This is a genomic window from Peribacillus sp. NPDC096540 (genome assembly GCF_050278525.1).
In the GTDB taxonomy this organism is placed as follows: Bacteria; Bacillota; Bacilli; order Bacillales; family DSM-1321; genus Peribacillus.
Map to the genome: position 1 here is coordinate 20625 of NZ_JBNNTG010000014.1, position 15727 is coordinate 36351.

Annotated in this window: 18 protein-coding genes and 2 pseudogenes; 13 read left to right on the forward strand and 7 right to left on the reverse strand. The window is 38.3% G+C overall.

Annotated elements, in window-relative coordinates; all coding sequences use genetic code 11:
• The first annotated feature begins 184 nt into the window (after positions 1–184).
• The 5 genes and pseudogenes from ACQKMR_RS13720 (at position 185) to ACQKMR_RS13740 (ending at position 4282) form a co-directional block, all read left to right on the forward strand.
• Positions 185–976: an SGNH/GDSL hydrolase family protein gene (locus ACQKMR_RS13720; RefSeq protein WP_427697792.1), complete on the forward strand. Its 792-nt coding sequence runs from the start codon at positions 185–187 to the stop codon at positions 974–976.
• Positions 973–1887 carry an ABC transporter ATP-binding protein gene (locus ACQKMR_RS13725; protein WP_427697793.1) on the forward strand — a complete coding sequence of 305 codons (915 nt, stop codon included), beginning with the start codon at positions 973–975 and terminating at the stop codon, positions 1885–1887. The genes ACQKMR_RS13720 and ACQKMR_RS13725 overlap by 4 nt, the downstream gene beginning before the upstream one ends.
• Complete coding sequence (locus ACQKMR_RS13730) at positions 1880–2860, forward strand: ABC transporter permease (protein WP_427697794.1); 981 nt, start codon at positions 1880–1882, stop codon at positions 2858–2860. Before ACQKMR_RS13725 ends, ACQKMR_RS13730 begins: the two co-directional genes overlap by 8 nt.
• 128 nt (positions 2861–2988) lie before the next feature.
• A pseudogene (locus tag ACQKMR_RS13735) lies at positions 2989–3770 on the forward strand (MBL fold metallo-hydrolase).
• A gap of 80 nt (positions 3771–3850) precedes the next feature.
• The gene (locus ACQKMR_RS13740) at positions 3851–4282 is read left to right on the forward strand and encodes a CBS domain-containing protein (RefSeq protein WP_427697795.1); all 432 of its coding nucleotides are present in this window, start codon (positions 3851–3853) and stop codon (positions 4280–4282) included.
• Positions 4283–4320: 38 nt separating this feature from the next.
• On the opposite strand, the gene ACQKMR_RS13745 is transcribed toward ACQKMR_RS13740, so the two are convergent.
• Positions 4321–6297: a S9 family peptidase gene (locus ACQKMR_RS13745; RefSeq protein WP_427697796.1), complete on the reverse strand. Its 1977-nt coding sequence runs from the start codon at positions 6295–6297 to the stop codon at positions 4321–4323.
• Between the two features lie 192 nt (positions 6298–6489).
• Positions 6490–6819 carry a YckD family protein gene (locus tag ACQKMR_RS13750; protein ID WP_427697797.1) on the reverse strand — a complete coding sequence of 110 codons (330 nt, stop codon included), beginning with the start codon at positions 6817–6819 and terminating at the stop codon, positions 6490–6492.
• A 272-nt stretch (positions 6820–7091) separates the two neighbouring features.
• Here ACQKMR_RS13750 and ACQKMR_RS13755 point away from each other — a divergent pair, with 272 nt between their 5' ends.
• Together ACQKMR_RS13755 and ACQKMR_RS13760 are read left to right on the forward strand one after the other, a co-directional pair.
• Entirely contained in the window at positions 7092–7238 is a 147-nt protein-coding gene (locus ACQKMR_RS13755) for a lmo0937 family membrane protein (RefSeq protein WP_427697798.1), read from the forward strand.
• Between the two features lie 361 nt (positions 7239–7599).
• A pseudogene (locus ACQKMR_RS13760) lies at positions 7600–8685 on the forward strand (transposase).
• 160 nt (positions 8686–8845) lie between these two features.
• Here ACQKMR_RS13760 and ACQKMR_RS13765 read toward each other — a convergent pair.
• Both ACQKMR_RS13765 and ACQKMR_RS13770 read right to left on the reverse strand, forming a co-directional pair.
• Positions 8846–9766, reverse strand: a complete 921-nt coding sequence (locus ACQKMR_RS13765) for an NAD(P)/FAD-dependent oxidoreductase (RefSeq protein WP_427697799.1) — start codon at positions 9764–9766, stop codon at positions 8846–8848.
• Positions 9767–9914: 148 nt separating this feature from the next.
• Positions 9915–10235, reverse strand: coding sequence for a winged helix-turn-helix transcriptional regulator (locus tag ACQKMR_RS13770; protein WP_427697800.1), 321 nt, complete (start codon positions 10233–10235; stop codon positions 9915–9917).
• 271 nt (positions 10236–10506) lie between these two features.
• On the opposite strand from ACQKMR_RS13770, the gene ACQKMR_RS13775 reads away from it, so the two are divergent.
• The 3 genes from ACQKMR_RS13775 to ACQKMR_RS13785 all read left to right on the forward strand — a co-directional run bounded on the left by ACQKMR_RS13775 (position 10507) and on the right by ACQKMR_RS13785 (position 13201).
• Positions 10507–11586, forward strand: coding sequence for a nitric oxide synthase oxygenase (locus tag ACQKMR_RS13775; protein WP_427697801.1), 1080 nt, complete (start codon positions 10507–10509; stop codon positions 11584–11586).
• Between the two features lie 59 nt (positions 11587–11645).
• The gene (locus ACQKMR_RS13780; RefSeq protein WP_427697802.1) at positions 11646–11918 is read left to right on the forward strand and encodes a hypothetical protein; all 273 of its coding nucleotides are present in this window, start codon (positions 11646–11648) and stop codon (positions 11916–11918) included.
• A gap of 344 nt (positions 11919–12262) precedes the next feature.
• A complete protein-coding gene (locus ACQKMR_RS13785; protein WP_427697803.1) occupies positions 12263–13201 on the forward strand; it encodes a magnesium transporter CorA family protein in 939 nt (312 codons plus the stop codon).
• A 31-nt stretch (positions 13202–13232) separates the two neighbouring features.
• Here ACQKMR_RS13785 and ACQKMR_RS13790 read toward each other — a convergent pair whose 3' ends face one another.
• Complete coding sequence (locus tag ACQKMR_RS13790; protein WP_427697804.1) at positions 13233–13427, reverse strand: hypothetical protein; 195 nt, start codon at positions 13425–13427, stop codon at positions 13233–13235.
• 100 nt (positions 13428–13527) lie between these two features.
• On the opposite strand from ACQKMR_RS13790, the gene ACQKMR_RS13795 reads away from it, so the two are divergent.
• A complete protein-coding gene (locus tag ACQKMR_RS13795) occupies positions 13528–13680 on the forward strand; it encodes a hypothetical protein (protein WP_427697805.1) in 153 nt (50 codons plus the stop codon).
• A 33-nt stretch (positions 13681–13713) separates the two neighbouring features.
• Here ACQKMR_RS13795 and ACQKMR_RS13800 read toward each other — a convergent pair whose 3' ends face one another.
• Positions 13714–13848 (reverse strand): YuzL family protein, encoded by a 135-nt coding sequence (locus tag ACQKMR_RS13800; RefSeq protein WP_098176396.1) that lies wholly within the window; start codon positions 13846–13848, stop codon positions 13714–13716.
• Between the two features lie 98 nt (positions 13849–13946).
• Here ACQKMR_RS13800 and ACQKMR_RS13805 point away from each other — a divergent pair, with 98 nt between their 5' ends.
• Positions 13947–14198, forward strand: a complete 252-nt coding sequence (locus ACQKMR_RS13805) for a YkuS family protein (RefSeq protein WP_056520657.1) — start codon at positions 13947–13949, stop codon at positions 14196–14198.
• A gap of 45 nt (positions 14199–14243) precedes the next feature.
• Here ACQKMR_RS13805 and ACQKMR_RS13810 read toward each other — a convergent pair whose 3' ends face one another.
• Positions 14244–14696: an OsmC family protein gene (locus ACQKMR_RS13810; RefSeq protein WP_427697806.1), complete on the reverse strand. Its 453-nt coding sequence runs from the start codon at positions 14694–14696 to the stop codon at positions 14244–14246.
• 267 nt (positions 14697–14963) lie between these two features.
• Here ACQKMR_RS13810 and ACQKMR_RS13815 point away from each other — a divergent pair, with 267 nt between their 5' ends.
• Complete coding sequence (locus ACQKMR_RS13815; RefSeq protein WP_427697865.1) at positions 14964–15725, forward strand: SDR family oxidoreductase; 762 nt, start codon at positions 14964–14966, stop codon at positions 15723–15725.
• Positions 15726–15727 lie beyond the last annotated feature (2 nt).

The window sequence follows — 15727 nt, forward strand, 5'->3', positions numbered from 1 at the left end:
CATTATAGGCTTAACCACCGACTTTGAAAACGAGGCAGAAAACAGTAAAGCGAAACGCTACAATTAAAACAATTACGGTGATACGATTTCCCTTGGTTTTTGTAATGAGACTATACAGTTTTTTTATTTTTGGAAATAATATGTTTTAATGGAAGGAAGAGTTTGTATGGAAGGGTGAGTGTTATTGAGCAAAACCAAAGTGTTAGCTGTTACTGTAATATCAGTAGTTATCGGACTGTTCTTTTTATTTTGTCTTGGTTGGGCGATAATTGATTATTATGGAAAAAAAGCTTCTGATATAGAATTAAATGAAACAAAACCTATTGAGAAGAACCTACCAGAAGACTTTACAGTAGTTGCATTAGGGGATTCGTTGACACGCGGAACTGGTGATGAAACAGGGAAGGGCTACGTCGGCCTTGTCGTGGAAGATTTGGAGAGTAAATATAATAGCAAACCGCTAATTCATAATCTCGGGATTAATGGACAAGTGTCTCAAGAATTGGTGCAGCAGGTAAAACAAACGGAAGTGAAACGCCAATTGCAGACAGCTGATGTTATTTTAATTACTATTGGTGGGAACGATTTATTTCAACAAGGCCAGACCTTGTTTGATTTTGACCTTACTGCGACTTCTGAGTTACAAGAGAATTATCTGAAAAACTTGAATACCATTTTTAAAGAAATCAATAATGTCAATGATAAGGCAGCCATTTTATTGATTGGTTTATATAATCCATTCATAGAGCTGGATGAGGACTTTGATACAAACCGAATTGTCCGGGACTGGAATAATGAAACCGCTGAAGTGGTGGCTCTTTATAAAAATGCTATTTTTGTTCCTACATTTGATTTGTTTCAATTGTCGGTCAACGACTATTTGTATTCAGACAAATTTCATCCAAATAAGGCAGGATATCGATTAATTGCTGATAGGGTTGCTCCTTTAATACAATGGGAGGATGAAAAACAATGAGTAATGTGACATTGTCTGTGAAGGGTCTGAAAAAAAGGATAGGCAAACGGGAAATTATTAAAGGAATAGATTTTGAGTTAAAAGAAGGTGAGGTTTTTGGTTTTCTTGGACCGAATGGAGCTGGAAAAACGACGACAATTCGTATGTTGGTCGGTTTGATAAAGCCAACCTCAGGATCCATCCAATTATGTGGGTATGATGTGCGTCAGGATTTTACGAAAGCGATGCAACATCTAGGCTGTATCGTTGAAAATCCAGAACTATATCCATTTTTGAACGGCTGGGATAACTTGCTTCATTTTGCGCGAATGCTACCTGATGTTAATGAGTCAAGGATCAACGAGGTTGTGGAACTAGTCGGTCTACAATCGAGAATTCACGATAAAGTGAAAACATATTCCTTAGGTATGAGACAGCGTCTAGGGATTGCCCAAGCATTGTTAAACCGTCCTAAGGTACTGGTCTTGGATGAACCAACTAACGGCCTAGATCCTGCTGGAATTCGTGAAATGCGCCAATTCATCAGAAAGCTTGCGGAAGAAGAAGGGATGAGTGTTCTGGTTTCTTCCCACTTATTAAGTGAAATCCAGCTCCTATGTGATCGGGTAGCAATCATTAAAAGTGGAGAGATTATTCAAACAGATACAGTGGAAAGTTTATTAACCACTCAAGAGCGGTTAATTTGGAGGGTTTGGCCTTTTGAAAAGGGAAAAGAAATTCTAAGCAGTTTTACGGAAATTACCGTAGATCAGGATTATATCATTACAGCTTTTGATGAACATGAAACGCCTAAGTGGAATGCTGCGCTTAACGAAGCTGGTGTAAAGGTGTACGAAATGAATCGTAAGCTTCCGGGATTGGAAGAGCTATTTTTACAAATAACCGGTGGCGGAGGTGCTGGTATTGAATAATCTGATCCAAAATGAAATGATGAAGCTTCTGGCGAAGAAACGGCTAGTCATCATTGGTATCATTGTGGGTGTTTTAGTGCTGATGTTTACATATGCGCAGTACAAACAATTGGAGGAGCAACAGGAAAAGTTAGGTACTGATGATTGGCGTGCAGCTCTTCAGCAGCAAATCATCGATACCCAAAATCGGCTAGGTTCAAATAGGATGCTAGATGAGTGGCGCGAAAAACTCCAGGTAAGTTTGAAACAGCAGCAATATTACCTGGATCATGACATTAACCCTTCAGAACCAGGTGCCACGACATTTACGCGTATGTTTTTGGAAAATGCTATTGATTTGTTCATCCCACTGCTGGTCATGATTGTAGCAAGTGATATGGTTTCTTTCGAAAACAGTCAGGGCACGATTAAACTTCTGCTAACAAGACCAGTGAATCGCTGGAAAATACTAATGAGTAAATATGTGACATTATTATTGTCCATTTCTATTATCGTGGCTATGACAGCATTATTGTCATATATTTTATCAGGACTTGTTTTTGGGTATCATGGATGGGAAGCCCCTGTAATATCCGGTTTTGGATTGAATGGCGGCGATGTGGATTTCAGTACAGTTAGAATAGTTGAACAATGGAGATTTCTATTGATGGATATGGGGCTTGTCTGGCTTGTAGCTGTAGTTGTAGGGACTCTCTCTTTCATGCTATCGGTTTTAGTTCGAAGTACACCTGCGGGTATGGGCATAATGCTTGCTGCACTCATATCAGGGGCTATTTTGAACAGTATGGTGTCGTCATGGGAATCGGCGAAGTACTTCTTTATGGTGAATTTAAAATTAACCACTTATATTAGCGGAACCGCACCACCTATTGAGGGAATGACCTTATTATCCTCCGTCATTACTCTTTTAGTTTGGTGGGCGCTTGCTTTAATTGTTTCTTTTACAGTATTTACACGGAGGGATGTGTATTAAGGAAGGACAGCCTTATAAAAATCAAGGCTGTCTTTTATTTTCTTTTATAGGGTATCCTCATAAAAAGTATTCCAAAATAGGAGGTATATAAAAGGGATGATTATCATTTGAATAAAAAATTCCTTCCAATGACTTCAGTTTCCGGTGGAGAAATTCAAAAAGTTAAAGAGGATATTTATTGTCTTCCGATTCAAATTGTTAATGTTATTTTTTGTTGGCTCTCCTAGTGGGTATTGATTGATGCCGCAATTCCGCGTTCAGCCTACGTAATAAAGAAAGCTGCTGAGGGAATATACGGACGACAACATCCCCCTGCAGCCATTATTTTGACACATGGACATTTCGAACATGTTGGTGCTCTGATCGAGTATTGGAAGGCTCCTGTCTTTGCCCATCTTAAAGAGATGCCTTATTTAACGGGACAGGAAAATTATCCTGAGCCAGATTCTACTGTTGAAGGGGGGATGGTTGCTAAGATTTCTTGGATGTTTCCGAATGAGGGAATCAACCTGGATGAAAAAGTTCAACCCCTCCCTGATGATCATAGCGTTCCTGAGCTTTACGATTGGAAATGGGTCCACACCCCGGGCCATTCAAAAGGACATATTTCACTATTTCGGGAAAGTGACCGAAGTCTCATTGCTGGAGATGCTTTTGTGAATGTAAGACAGGATTCACTTTATAAGGTTTTCACTTAGAAAAAAGAAATTTCGGGACCACCACAGTATTTGACAACGGATTGGAATGCGGCCAAAAAATCGTTATTAAAGCTAGTCTAAAACCAACTGTCGCTATAACTGGGCATGGCTACTACCCTATTGAAGGGAAAGAACTGGAATTTGGTTTATCGAAAATTGCAAGGGAGTTCGACTCGCTAGCTAAACCGGATTATGGTAATTCTGTGGATTGAATGCTGTTGAGTTTTTTTGAATAATATATTTTAAATAGTCAACAATAATCAAGCAACTAATGCTAAATGGAGGGGTATCTATGACTACTTTAAGAGATATTATGACGACAGACGTGGACTATTGCACAGCAGAAGATAATATTTATGAAGCAGCAGTTAAAATGAAAGATAACGATGTCGGAGTGATTCCTGTTTTAGAGAATAATCATTTAATTGGTGTCATTACGGATAGGGATATCGTAATTCGCTGTGTAGCTGAGAAAAAACCTAATTCAACGAGAATAACGGATGTTATATCCACTAATCTTGTGACCGGTACTCCTGATATGTCAGCGGATGAAGCAGAGGAATTAATGGCCAATGAACAAATCAGGAGACTCCCGATAATAGAAAATGAAAAAATGGTCGGAGTCGTAGCATTAGGTGATCTTGCTGTACACCATCAGACAAATTCAATGGCGGGAGATGCTTTAAGTTCAATTTCCGAGGACAGAGATCAAATTCAACATTAAAAACAAAACTCTGTTAGCAGAAGCTAACAGAGTTTTGTTTATAGATATTTATTAAACCATCCTTTTATTTCATTTACATGTTGAAGACGCATCTTTGGAGAGCCGCTTCGAGTTACTTCATGGGTTTCTCCTGGAAAGGTCACGAGTTGAGCATCTTTCTTTTGTCGTTTTAAAGCTACAAAAAATTGTTCGCTCTGTTCAATTGGGCATCGATAATCCTTTTCGCCATGCAGTAAAAGTAAAGGGGTATTCACATTAGTGACATACTTTAAGGGCGAGTGTTGCCACAATTTATCTGCCGAGTTAAAAATATCACCCTTAATTTCCCACTCTGTAAAATAATAGCCAATGTCGCTTACGCCATAAAAGCTTAGCCAATTACTGATGCAGCGCTGAGTCACGGCTGCCTTGAAACGGTTCGTATGACAGACAATCCAGTTTGTCATGAACCCCCCGTAACTACCACCGGATACTCCTAATTTTTCATGGTCTATAAAATCATAGGTCGCTAGAGTATAGTCTACTGCGGCCATTAAGTCCTTATAATCCATTCCTCCATAATCTCCTCGACATGCATTAACAAAGTCCTGACCATATCCTACACTCCCACGTGGGTTGGTGAATAAGACAGTATAACCTTCATTAGCCAAGGTCTGGAATTCGTGAACGTAACTATTAGCATACATCATATGTGGTCCACCATGGATTTCTAAAATGAGTGGATATTTTTGGTTGTCCCTAAATTCGGTTGGTCTCATAATCCAGCCGTGGATGGTAAGCCCATCAACAGATGGAAAAGAAATGGGTTCAGGCTGTGATAAATATTTATGCTGTAAAAATTCATCATTCACAAAACTGATTTGTGCTTTTTCTCCATTCGTAAGGTTATAAACAAAAAGGTCGCCGGGATGAACAGGAGTACTGATGGCAACAATGGCACGGTGACTTTCAGGATCTATAGTTAGACCGTATATATGCTGTGGGTCAAGGATTGATGGATACATGGCTCCTTCAATCGATCCATAATATACTCCGGTATTTCCATAATCGCTTATTAAGAAATAAAAGCCTTGGCTATCGTTTGTCCATAAAATTCCTGGGTCGACTGCCCCGATTTGAAAATCGCCGATTGCAGAATCTCCTATTTCAACGTCCCATCCTTCAGTCAAGCACTGTATGGTTTGATCAAACATAGAGTATAGCCAAATTTTTGAAAAGGTAGCCCCGGCAAACTCTTTGTTATGACCAATGAAGGAGAGATACTCACCATTTGGAGACCATTTCGGATCTTTAAAAAAACCAGAACTGCCCGTTATTTTCTTTGAGGACTTTGTTTCAAGATCCATGATAAAAATATCGCTAAAAAGATCGTCATCGCTTTTTTCAGCTTCTCCGCATATGTAAGCAATTTGCTTTCCGTCAGGAGACCAGGCATTTGGGTGATAATCGACGTTATTTTCTGTTAGCAAGATGGCTTCGTCTTTTTCTATATCTACTATAACAAGCTGTTGATATAGCTGATCAAAATAGCCTCTGCCATCCCATTTATACTTAAGTTGGTCATAGCGCTGAACTTCTTTGGACAGGTCCTTTTCTTCTTTCACTTTAAAAAGGGTTTCACCCTCCTTTAACCCCGTTGAAAGTAACAGCTTTTTAGAGCACGGGGACCAAATCGGAATTGTTGCTCCGTTAATAAAATGGGTCATTTGCTGAGATTCCCCGCCAATGGTAGAGATTAAATGGACTTGTTTTTTTCCTGACCGATCTGATATAAAGGCTATATTCTTTCCATCGGGTGACCAGCATGGAGATGTATCTCGGTTATCTCCAAATGTCCATTGCTGTGTTTCATTCGTAATCAGGCTGAACATATACAAGTTGGAAATGTATTTTTCCGTTTTTTCATCAATTCTTGTTTGCACATAAACAGCCATGCTACCATCAGGTGATAGCTTTGGATCGGTTACTGATTTCAAGTGGAATAAGTCTCTTGCTGCTATTCCTATTTTGTTCATCCTTTTCACCCTTTCATGTTTCTCATAGTTATGTATTTCGCTAAGGAGAAATATAAACCCTTTAGTAAATATTTTACTCTTAGGGATTATCTATTGAGAAACGAAGGATTTGAAAAAAATCCGACCTTTTTATAAAGGACGGATTGTTCATGATATATGGAAAAATAAATTATTAACAGGGTGTTTCCATGATTATTTAGACTTATGTTGTGTATGTGGACGGTGCGGCGGAATTTGGAAATTGTGTTCTTCCATCATTTTATAATGCTTTTCAAAGTGTGAAAACATTTTATCGGCTTCTTCCCTGGAAAGCGCCCCGTACTCTACGTATTTTTCAATTAATTTCTTTTTGTCCGCCAGAATCTGCTGTTGGATTTTTGCGAGTTCTGATTTTTGGGCATCGGTGAATTGTACGCTTTCTGTTTTAGCAGATTTTTGAGTATCCTTTGCTGAAGCCGGGTGATTCAAATTTAACAAAAATAGAGAACAAACTGCAAAACAGATGACTAAAAACTTTTTCATGAATAAACGTCTCCTTTGTTATTTGTCATATTAAAGGTGTGGAACCTAAATTAAAACTTGCTATTGTGCCCGGAAGAGTAACTTTATACCTTATTATCTTTTACAGTATTAACAGATTTATGTAATGTTTTTCTGTTCATTCGCTAGATGGTTTGTAAGAGGCGGAAATGGGTAATGTAAATTTAAGGTTGAAACTTTTGCAGGAACTATCATCACAAGTGAACTTTAAGTAGTCAGATGAAGAGTATGACTGAAAAGAAAGGAAGATTATTATGCTTTGGACGATAATTGGTGCATTAATATTAATATGGGTACTTGGTTTAGTGTTTAAAGTGGCCGCGGGCTTTATTCATATATTGCTTATCATTGCGGTCATTCTAATACTTGTGAAAGTTTTTCAAGGTAGAAGGCGAGTATAGATTTGCGATTCGATGGTCATACGCAGTAGTATTTATGAGTGTTCACATACAAAAAGCGCCCTTGCATATAGGGCGCACAGACTGTAGACAAACTCGATGAAAATCGAGTTTGTCTACAGTTTTTTTGAGGGTTTTAAAAATCCGAACGTTGATTTCCACTCCAGGCACTCGCTTTCCGCGGGCGGTCCGGGAGCCTCCTCGGCGCCTTTGCGCCTGTGGGGTCTCCCTTGGACGCGCTTTTCCCGCAGGAGTCTCGCACCTTCCGTTCCAATCAACTTTGTTTTAACAATTAGATATAACCGCTTTTGCCTACAGTCTTTTTTGTTTTAAAATAGGAGTATTAAAACTTGAGGTGATGGCGATGCTTTCGAAACATAATTCTATTCAGCGAGATCAACTTGAAATGATTACTTTGGATCAACTGGTGCCAGCGAACCATTTGGTTCGTAAAATTGAGGCGGCCATTGACTTCACTTTCATTTATGACTTGGTGAAAGATATGTATTCAGAGATAGGGCGCCCAAGTATTGATCCAGTTATTTTAGTTAAATTGACATTCATTCAATATACCTTCGGTATTCGTTCGTAAGGAAACACGAGCATATCAAGGACGCCTTCAAGAAGAAATAAATCAAGATCGTGAAAACAATGGAAAGAAGCCTTTTCCACCGGATAAATTTGATAAAGAAGAAACCAAAGAGATTAAAGAAAGTACAACTGACCCCCAGAGTGGCTACTATGTAAAAGATGAACGAACAAAACTGTTTGCCTATTCATTTCATGCGGCTGCAGACCGCAACGGTTTTGTGCTGGGGACGATTGTAACACCGGGAAATACGCATGATAGTCATATCTTAGAGCCTCTTGTTGAACAAGTGATTGGGAAAGTTGGAAAACCTGAAGCTGTTGCCGCAGATGCAGCTTACAAAACACCAGCCATTACAAGCTACCTTTTTGGGAAAGAAATCACACCAGCTTTACCCTATACACGTCCACGAACAAAAGAAGGGTTCTTTCGCAAGCATGACTATGTTTACGATGAACATTTTGATTGTTATCTCTGCCCATCGGGCGAGATTTTAAAGTGCTCAACAACAAATAAAGAGGGCTATCGCGAGTACAAATCACCCAAACACACTTGTGCGACATGCTCATTTTATCACAGTGTACAGAAAGCAAAGACCATCAAAAAGTGGTGACACGCCATATCTGGCAAAATTATATGGAAGAAGCAGATCATCTGCGTCATCACAAGGATGTAAAACCTATATATGCGAAACGTAAAGAAACAATAGAGCGCGTATTCGCAGATGCAAAAGAAAAGCATGGTATGCGTTGGATTTTAAGGGGACTTAAAAAAATGTCGATGCAGGCGATGCTTACTTTTGCTGCCATGAATTTAAAGAGGATGGCCAATTGGACATGGCAAGGTCCAAGAATGGCTTAATATAGTGGGCTCGTAGAGGCCCAATCTCTTAATCCTGAGAAAATTCAAAGGGAATTTCAAAAGGGGGCCGGAATTAAAACATTCCGAACCCCTTTTGTCTATAAACTGAGCGCCCTCGCATATAGGGCGCTTTTTTGTGTTTTCTAATAGCTAATTTCCTTTAATTCATGTAAGGAGATGGCTCACCCATCAGTCTTTTATGTATCCATATTGCTGCCTGGGTCCCGTCTCCCATGGAAATGGTGACTTGTTCGGAATGGGCAACAAGGTCGCCACCGGCCCAGACACCGTTAATATTAGTTTCTTTTGTACGAGGATGGATAACGACGTGATTACTATCATTTACCTTTACACCTAATTGCAAGGCAAGATTATTATTCAGTTTGTTACCTTTAAAAGCGGTGAATGCCTTTTCAGCTTCAATTATTTTACCATTTACTAATTGAATCGCTGTCAACTGTTGTTTAGCATCAATATGTGCTTCTTGTACTTCTTCTTCGAATACAGGAATCTTCTTTTCCTCTAGCTTTTTTCTATACTTATCATCAATTTTTGATTTTAAATGATTTACGTAAACGATATCTTTTGACCAATATAATAGAGTAAGGGCCATCCCTGCACCCGCATTTCCCCCACCGAGGACCACTGTTTGTTTATTCATAATTTCATAACCATCACAGTCGGGGCAAATGTAGGTGGATGTTCCAAGAGTGGGATAGAGGTTTTTAATCGGAGGGATGTTATCGGTAATGCCTGTTCCGATAAAAATCGTTTTTGCTTGGTATTCCAGGCTATTTGCTGTTCTAATGAAAAACTTGCCCTGCTTTTTTTCCAGCGATGTTACTGTATCATTCAAGAATTCGACACCGAATTTTTCTGCGTGCTGTTTGCCAAGACTTCTTAATTGGCTGCCGCTCACTCCGTCTGGCCATCCAAGTATATTATGATAAGCCTTTGCTATTGTAGATCTGCCGTGTGCAGAATCAATAACGATAATATCATGCTTATATCTTCCGAGCTGAATGGCTGCTTGGATACCGGCGATTCCCCCGCCAATAATAATGCAGTCTGCTTGCTTCATAAATTCACCGCCCATAAGTTAAGGAATATACCTAGTTTTATTCTTTCTGTAAAAAATATACCACCAGACATTGATCGGTAAACTATTGAAAGACATAAAAAGAGGATGATCGCCATTTGCGACCTTCCTCTTTTTCCTGTATATGCTATTAATTCTGTATTGGTTCGAGCCATTCTTGTGCCCAGTGTTGAATTTCAGTCATTACAGGCGCAAGAGCTTTTCCTTTTTCTGTTAAAGAATATTCAATCCTGACCGGTGTCTCTGGATAAACGTCTCTTTTTACAATACCTTCAAATTCCAAGTCCTTTAAACGTTCAGAAAGAATCCTGCCACTGATTGGGAAGGCAGATTCAATATTACAAAACCGTTGAGGGCCAGTAAGCAATTGATTGACAATCAATCCTGTCCAACGTTTACTTAAGATTTGCATGCCTTTTTCAAATCGCGGACAAAGTGTCGTATTATTCATCATATCACCCCATTATTATATTATAATGCATTTACCCCTTCTGTAACAACTTTACCGAATATTATTTAGTTACTAGAGACGTTTTAGTATAAAAAATATATTAGCTTCCTTAAGGTATAATATAAGTGTTAGAAAATATTTTCGCCTCAAAAATGCCACATTTTAAAAGAAATGCTTATTCACAAAGATATTCCTTTAGAGATAAAATGAGAAATATGGTACTTTATTAGTGAGCTAAAAGTTTGTGTAAATGGAAGGATTCGTGGGATAGATGAGTGATTTACTGCAAGAGGCCGTATCCTTTATCAGGGAATGCTATTCAGAATTGGTAAAAACAGAAGAAGAAACGAATAGTAGAATTGAACATATTAAAAAGGAAATAATAGATACAGGTAGATATGAACATACATTAGAAGAACTAGAACATGGTGCTAAATTAGCTTGGCGTAATAGTAATCGCTGCATCGGTCGCTTTTTTTGGGATTCGTTGAGAGTGATTGATAAAAGGATCCTTCAAAGCGAAGAGGATATTTTATCCGCTCTGTTAGAACATATCGATAACGCTACGAATAATGGAAACATCAAACCAGTGATTACGATTTTCAAACAGAAAGATGATGAAAAAAAAGTAGATATTTGGAATCATCAGCTTATCCGCTACGCAGGGTATGAAACAGAACATGGTGTTATTGGAGATCCAAGCTCAGTAGAATTTACGAAGCGATGCCAAGCATTAGGGTGGGAAGGGAAATTTGGATCTTTCGATGTTTTACCACTTGTAGTCCAGTTGGACGGACAAGCACCGAAACTTTATGAAATTCCTAAAGAGCTAGTTAAAGAAGTTCCTATTAGCCATCCTGAGTTTTCCTGGTTCACAGATCTTGAGATTAAATGGTATGCTGTTCCAATCATTTCAGGCATGAGACTTGAAATCGGCGGTATTACATATACTGCTGCACCATTTAATGGCTGGTATATGGGGACGGAGATTGGTGCGAGAAACCTTGCAGATGAGGATCGATACAATATGCTTCCTAAAATTGGAGAGAAGATGGGCTTGAACATTAAACGAGAATCCAATCTATGGAAAGATCGAGCATTGATTGAATTAAATGAAGCGGTCCTTTATTCCTTTAAAAAATATGGCGTTAGCATTGTGGATCACCATACAGCCGCTAAACAGTTCAAGAAATTTGAAGAAAGAGAAACCTCTTGTAACCGAAAAGTAACGGGGGATTGGACATGGTTAATTCCTCCAGTATCACCAGCTACGACACACGTTTTTCATAAGCCGTATAACAATGAAATAAAGAAGCCGAATTTCTTTTATCAAAAGCCTCCATATAATTAAAGGTTTACGTTAAATTACATTGGGTATATATAGATTAATCCAACGTAAGGAGGAAGGTAATGATGGCATTAGGAAGAAACGTAGTATTGCTAGGAGTCGGAGTTGCCGGAGTCTCGTTTTTATCAACAAAAACGAACAGAGGAAAAGTGAAGGATATATGGTCCAATGCAAAAGATAAGACTATGAGGTTTTGGAATCAAAAGCATTCAGATTTGGATCCTTTAATTGAAAAGGCAGGTCACCCGGATCCATATGATCATGAAGATAATAAAATGGTTGACGAAGGCGCTATGTACAGTGTGAACTACTATAATAATGCGAAGCATGGATAATTAAGTGAAGAATCGCTTGGGGATGTCCCCAAGCGATTTTTATGATGTTATTCTATGACATATTTATAAAGATCGTTGCTTTTTAAAGTAACTTATCAGAAAATTACGAATTTACATTAGGGAGTTGTAAAGTGGGAAATTCTTTATTGTGCTTTACTAGAATAAGGATTAAGATAAAAGAAACGAAAGGAAGTGGATACAAGTGAGCGGCAGTTCTTATGATCCTGAGCCCAGAAAGCAAGAGGAAGCCAATATGATGCTAGACGTCGAGACTGTTATTCTTCCTGAGTATCTGCTCGAAGAAGGTAAATAGGGCTTTCTCTATAGAAGAGGAGGTCAACTAAATGATTGAAATATACAAGACGAATGAAAACCGTCTTCTGAATAAAACCGGTGAAATGACAAAAGGTTCTTGGGTGAACATTGTAGCACCGACAGAAGCCGAAATTGATTATATATGTACAACTTTGCAATTACCGATTAATTTCATGAAAGATCCGCTAGATGATGAGGAACGGCCTCGAATAGAAAAAGAAGATGATAATGTGTTAATTATCGTCGATTTTCCTTATTTGACTCAGGACGAAGCGAACCTGCCCATCTTTGAAACGATTCCGATTGGGATAATCTTTACCAAAGACTGTTTTATTACTGTATCTTTAAAAGAGACTCCTATACTAACAAACTTTAAAAATAATAAAATCAAAGGGTTTTTTACAAATAAAAAGACAAGGTTTGCCTTGCAATTATTATTTGAAATTTCATCTTATTACTTACGTTATCTAAAACAAATTAACAAGATGACAAATGAAGCGGAACGTGAATTGCACCAGTCAATGAAAAACAAAGAACTATATACATTCTTAGCATTGGAAAAAAGCTTGGTTTATTTTACGACATCATTGAAATCTAATAGGGTTGTCCTTGATAAAATTCTCCGTTTTAATTATTTGAAAATGTATGAGGAAGATAAAGAGTTACTAGAGGACGTAATTATCGAAAATGCACAAGCTATTGAAATGGCAGAAGTGTATCTATCAATTCTTAGCGGGATGATGGATGCATTCGCTTCAATTATATCCAATAATGTTAATAATGCTATGAAGTTCCTAACATCAGTTACGATTATATTAACGCTGCCAACCATGGTGGCAAGTTTTTACGGAATGAATGTAGAACTCCCGTTTGAACATAGTTCGTTTGCATTTATCTTTACTTTATTAATTGCTATTACTTTAGCGGGTACAACAGCATTTATTTTTTGGAAAAAGAAATATTTTTAAGGGTAACCGGCTTACAAGTAAGCCGGTTTTGTTATGATTCCTCAAAATACTCTTCGAAGCCTTCACTGCTTATTCTATCGGTATAGGGGTTCTCATCCGTTACATTCTTTGTATCTAAATTTGTTTTAATGACTAGTCTGGGGCTTTGTGATGGCTGCGCAATGATTCGATCATTTAAATCCTTAAAATCTGGTAACTCCTTATTGCCGGGTTTGTTTGGTTCCAAAAAAATCACCTTCACTTGTATCTTTGCAAAAAATGATGCAATGTATTCATGAATATGCTCGTTGATGGAAATCATAAAAGAACAAGAGGAGGAGATTATGATGACTACATGGAATGAGCAGGCAGCTCCTGATAATAATTTAAAGGCAACTGATATAAAACCAGAAAGAGCTAAAGCAAAATCGAAAACAATTGATGGAGATCAATTGAACAATGTGAAAATTCAACAGGAAATCAGGGAACAGAATCTATAATCACAAAAGGGGCCTAGTTTTAGGCCCCTTTGATTATGAACGTTTCTGCTTTTTTTGTGATGAGGATTGGGTAAAGGAACCAGTTTCTTTCGTTGTTGTACCTTGTCCCTCTATTTGTGAAGAACCTAAACGAGTTTGCGATGCGTCTTTTTTATTTTTTCCATTCATATTTTTCACCTCGACATTACTTTTCCTATTTCCTTTGCATCCTATACATATATTGAAGGTAAAAAGGACAGCTTAGCAAGTAGAGGAGGTGTGTGTTGATGTCAAAAATCGGTGTTGAAGAATCATTAACGAATATTCAGGAAGCACTTCGTGAAAAAGGTTTTGATGTTGTGGAGATTAAACAAGAAGCTGACGCAAAAAACTTGGATTGTTGTGTGGTAACAGGTTTGGAAACTAATGTGATGGGAATAATCGATACTTCATCTAAAGCTTCTATCATAGAGGCAAATGGTTTATCGGCTGATGAAGTGTGCCGCGAGGTTGAAAATAAAATTAACTCTATTCAATAGTACAAAAAGTGCCTAACCCTCTATAGGGTTAGGCACTTCTTCTGTTCAGGGCTGAGCTATGGAAATAGTAGCGTTTAATTCAACTTCTACATTGCCTTTGATGGCTCGGGAAATCATACAACTTGATTCCGCTTTTACTGCAAGTTTCCGTGCTTTTTCTGCCTCCTTTTCCGATGTAATGGATGCTAATACGAGAGTTGGCCGATGAATAATTTTCTTGTAAGTGAATACACCATTCGTAACATCAACTAAGGCTTCTGATTGCATTGTCAAACTGACCTTTTCAATTTTACTTCGCTCTAACATGGCGGCAAAGGTAATGATATAGCAGGTTGAAGCCGCTCCAAGTAGCATCTCATCCGGATTAGTACCAACCCCAGGTCCTTCCATTTCGGTTGGCACGCTTATTTGGGTTTGAAGATTCCCCGATTGAATCGTGCCGATATCATTTCTTCCACCGGGCCATTCCGCGCTTAAAAGAAAGTGATGCATCGTCATATCTATAACCTCCTTAATATTCTTTTAGTGTAAACGAATAAACAGGCTATGTATTCGATTTTGCTCGTAAGTCATGAAGTAATTTTTTACGATATTGAATCATAATGAAAGCTAAAATTAATATCGCTTGTGAAACAAAAAGGCAGAGGCATTAGGCTATTTTAAGCACCATAATGGATAGGCTTTTCTATAATAATATAAATCGCTTTATACAAAAGATAGATATTTCATAATGGAAGGGCTGAAAAGTTGACAACATTAAGTAATATGTTCGATTTAACGAATAAAACGGCTATTATTACCGGAGGCGGTAGAGGGCTAGGAAAACAGATAGCTTTGGCGTTGGCAGAGGCTGGAGCTAATATTGTTATTGCCTCACGCAATCTTTCTGTATGTAAAGAGGTTTGTGATCACTTACAATCATTAGGAATTAAAGCGATCGCCTTTGAATGTGATATTACCAATAAGAGTGAAATCGAGCATGTTGTAAAAGAAACTGTTTCTCAATTCGGTGCCATTGATATTCTTGTCAATAATAGCGGTACATCCTGGTCAGGCCCGCTATTGGATGTTCCTGAGGATAAATGGGAGAAAGTGTTGAAGGTAAATGTTACGGGTACCTTCTTGTTTTCGCAGGCTGTAGCAAAGGTCATGTTACAGCAACAGTCCGGTAAAATCATTAATATTGCATCGGTGTCGGGTCTTGGCGGTTCGATACCTGAAGTATTGGATACCATTGCTTATAACACTAGTAAGGGCGCTGTGATTACAATGACTAAGGATCTAGGGGTAAAACTTGCTAGACACGGGATTCAAGTCAATGCGATAGCACCAGGCTTTTTCCCGACTAAAATCACAAAAAAAATCCTTGAAGAATCCAACTTTGACATCGTAGGTCAAACTCCGGCTGGCCGGTTTGGTAATGAAGAGGATTTAAAAGGAGCCGCCGTTTTTTTAGCCTCGAAAGCGTCCGATTATTTGGTTGGACATGTTTTAATCGTTGACGGAGGTATAGCAGCATTAGCATAATT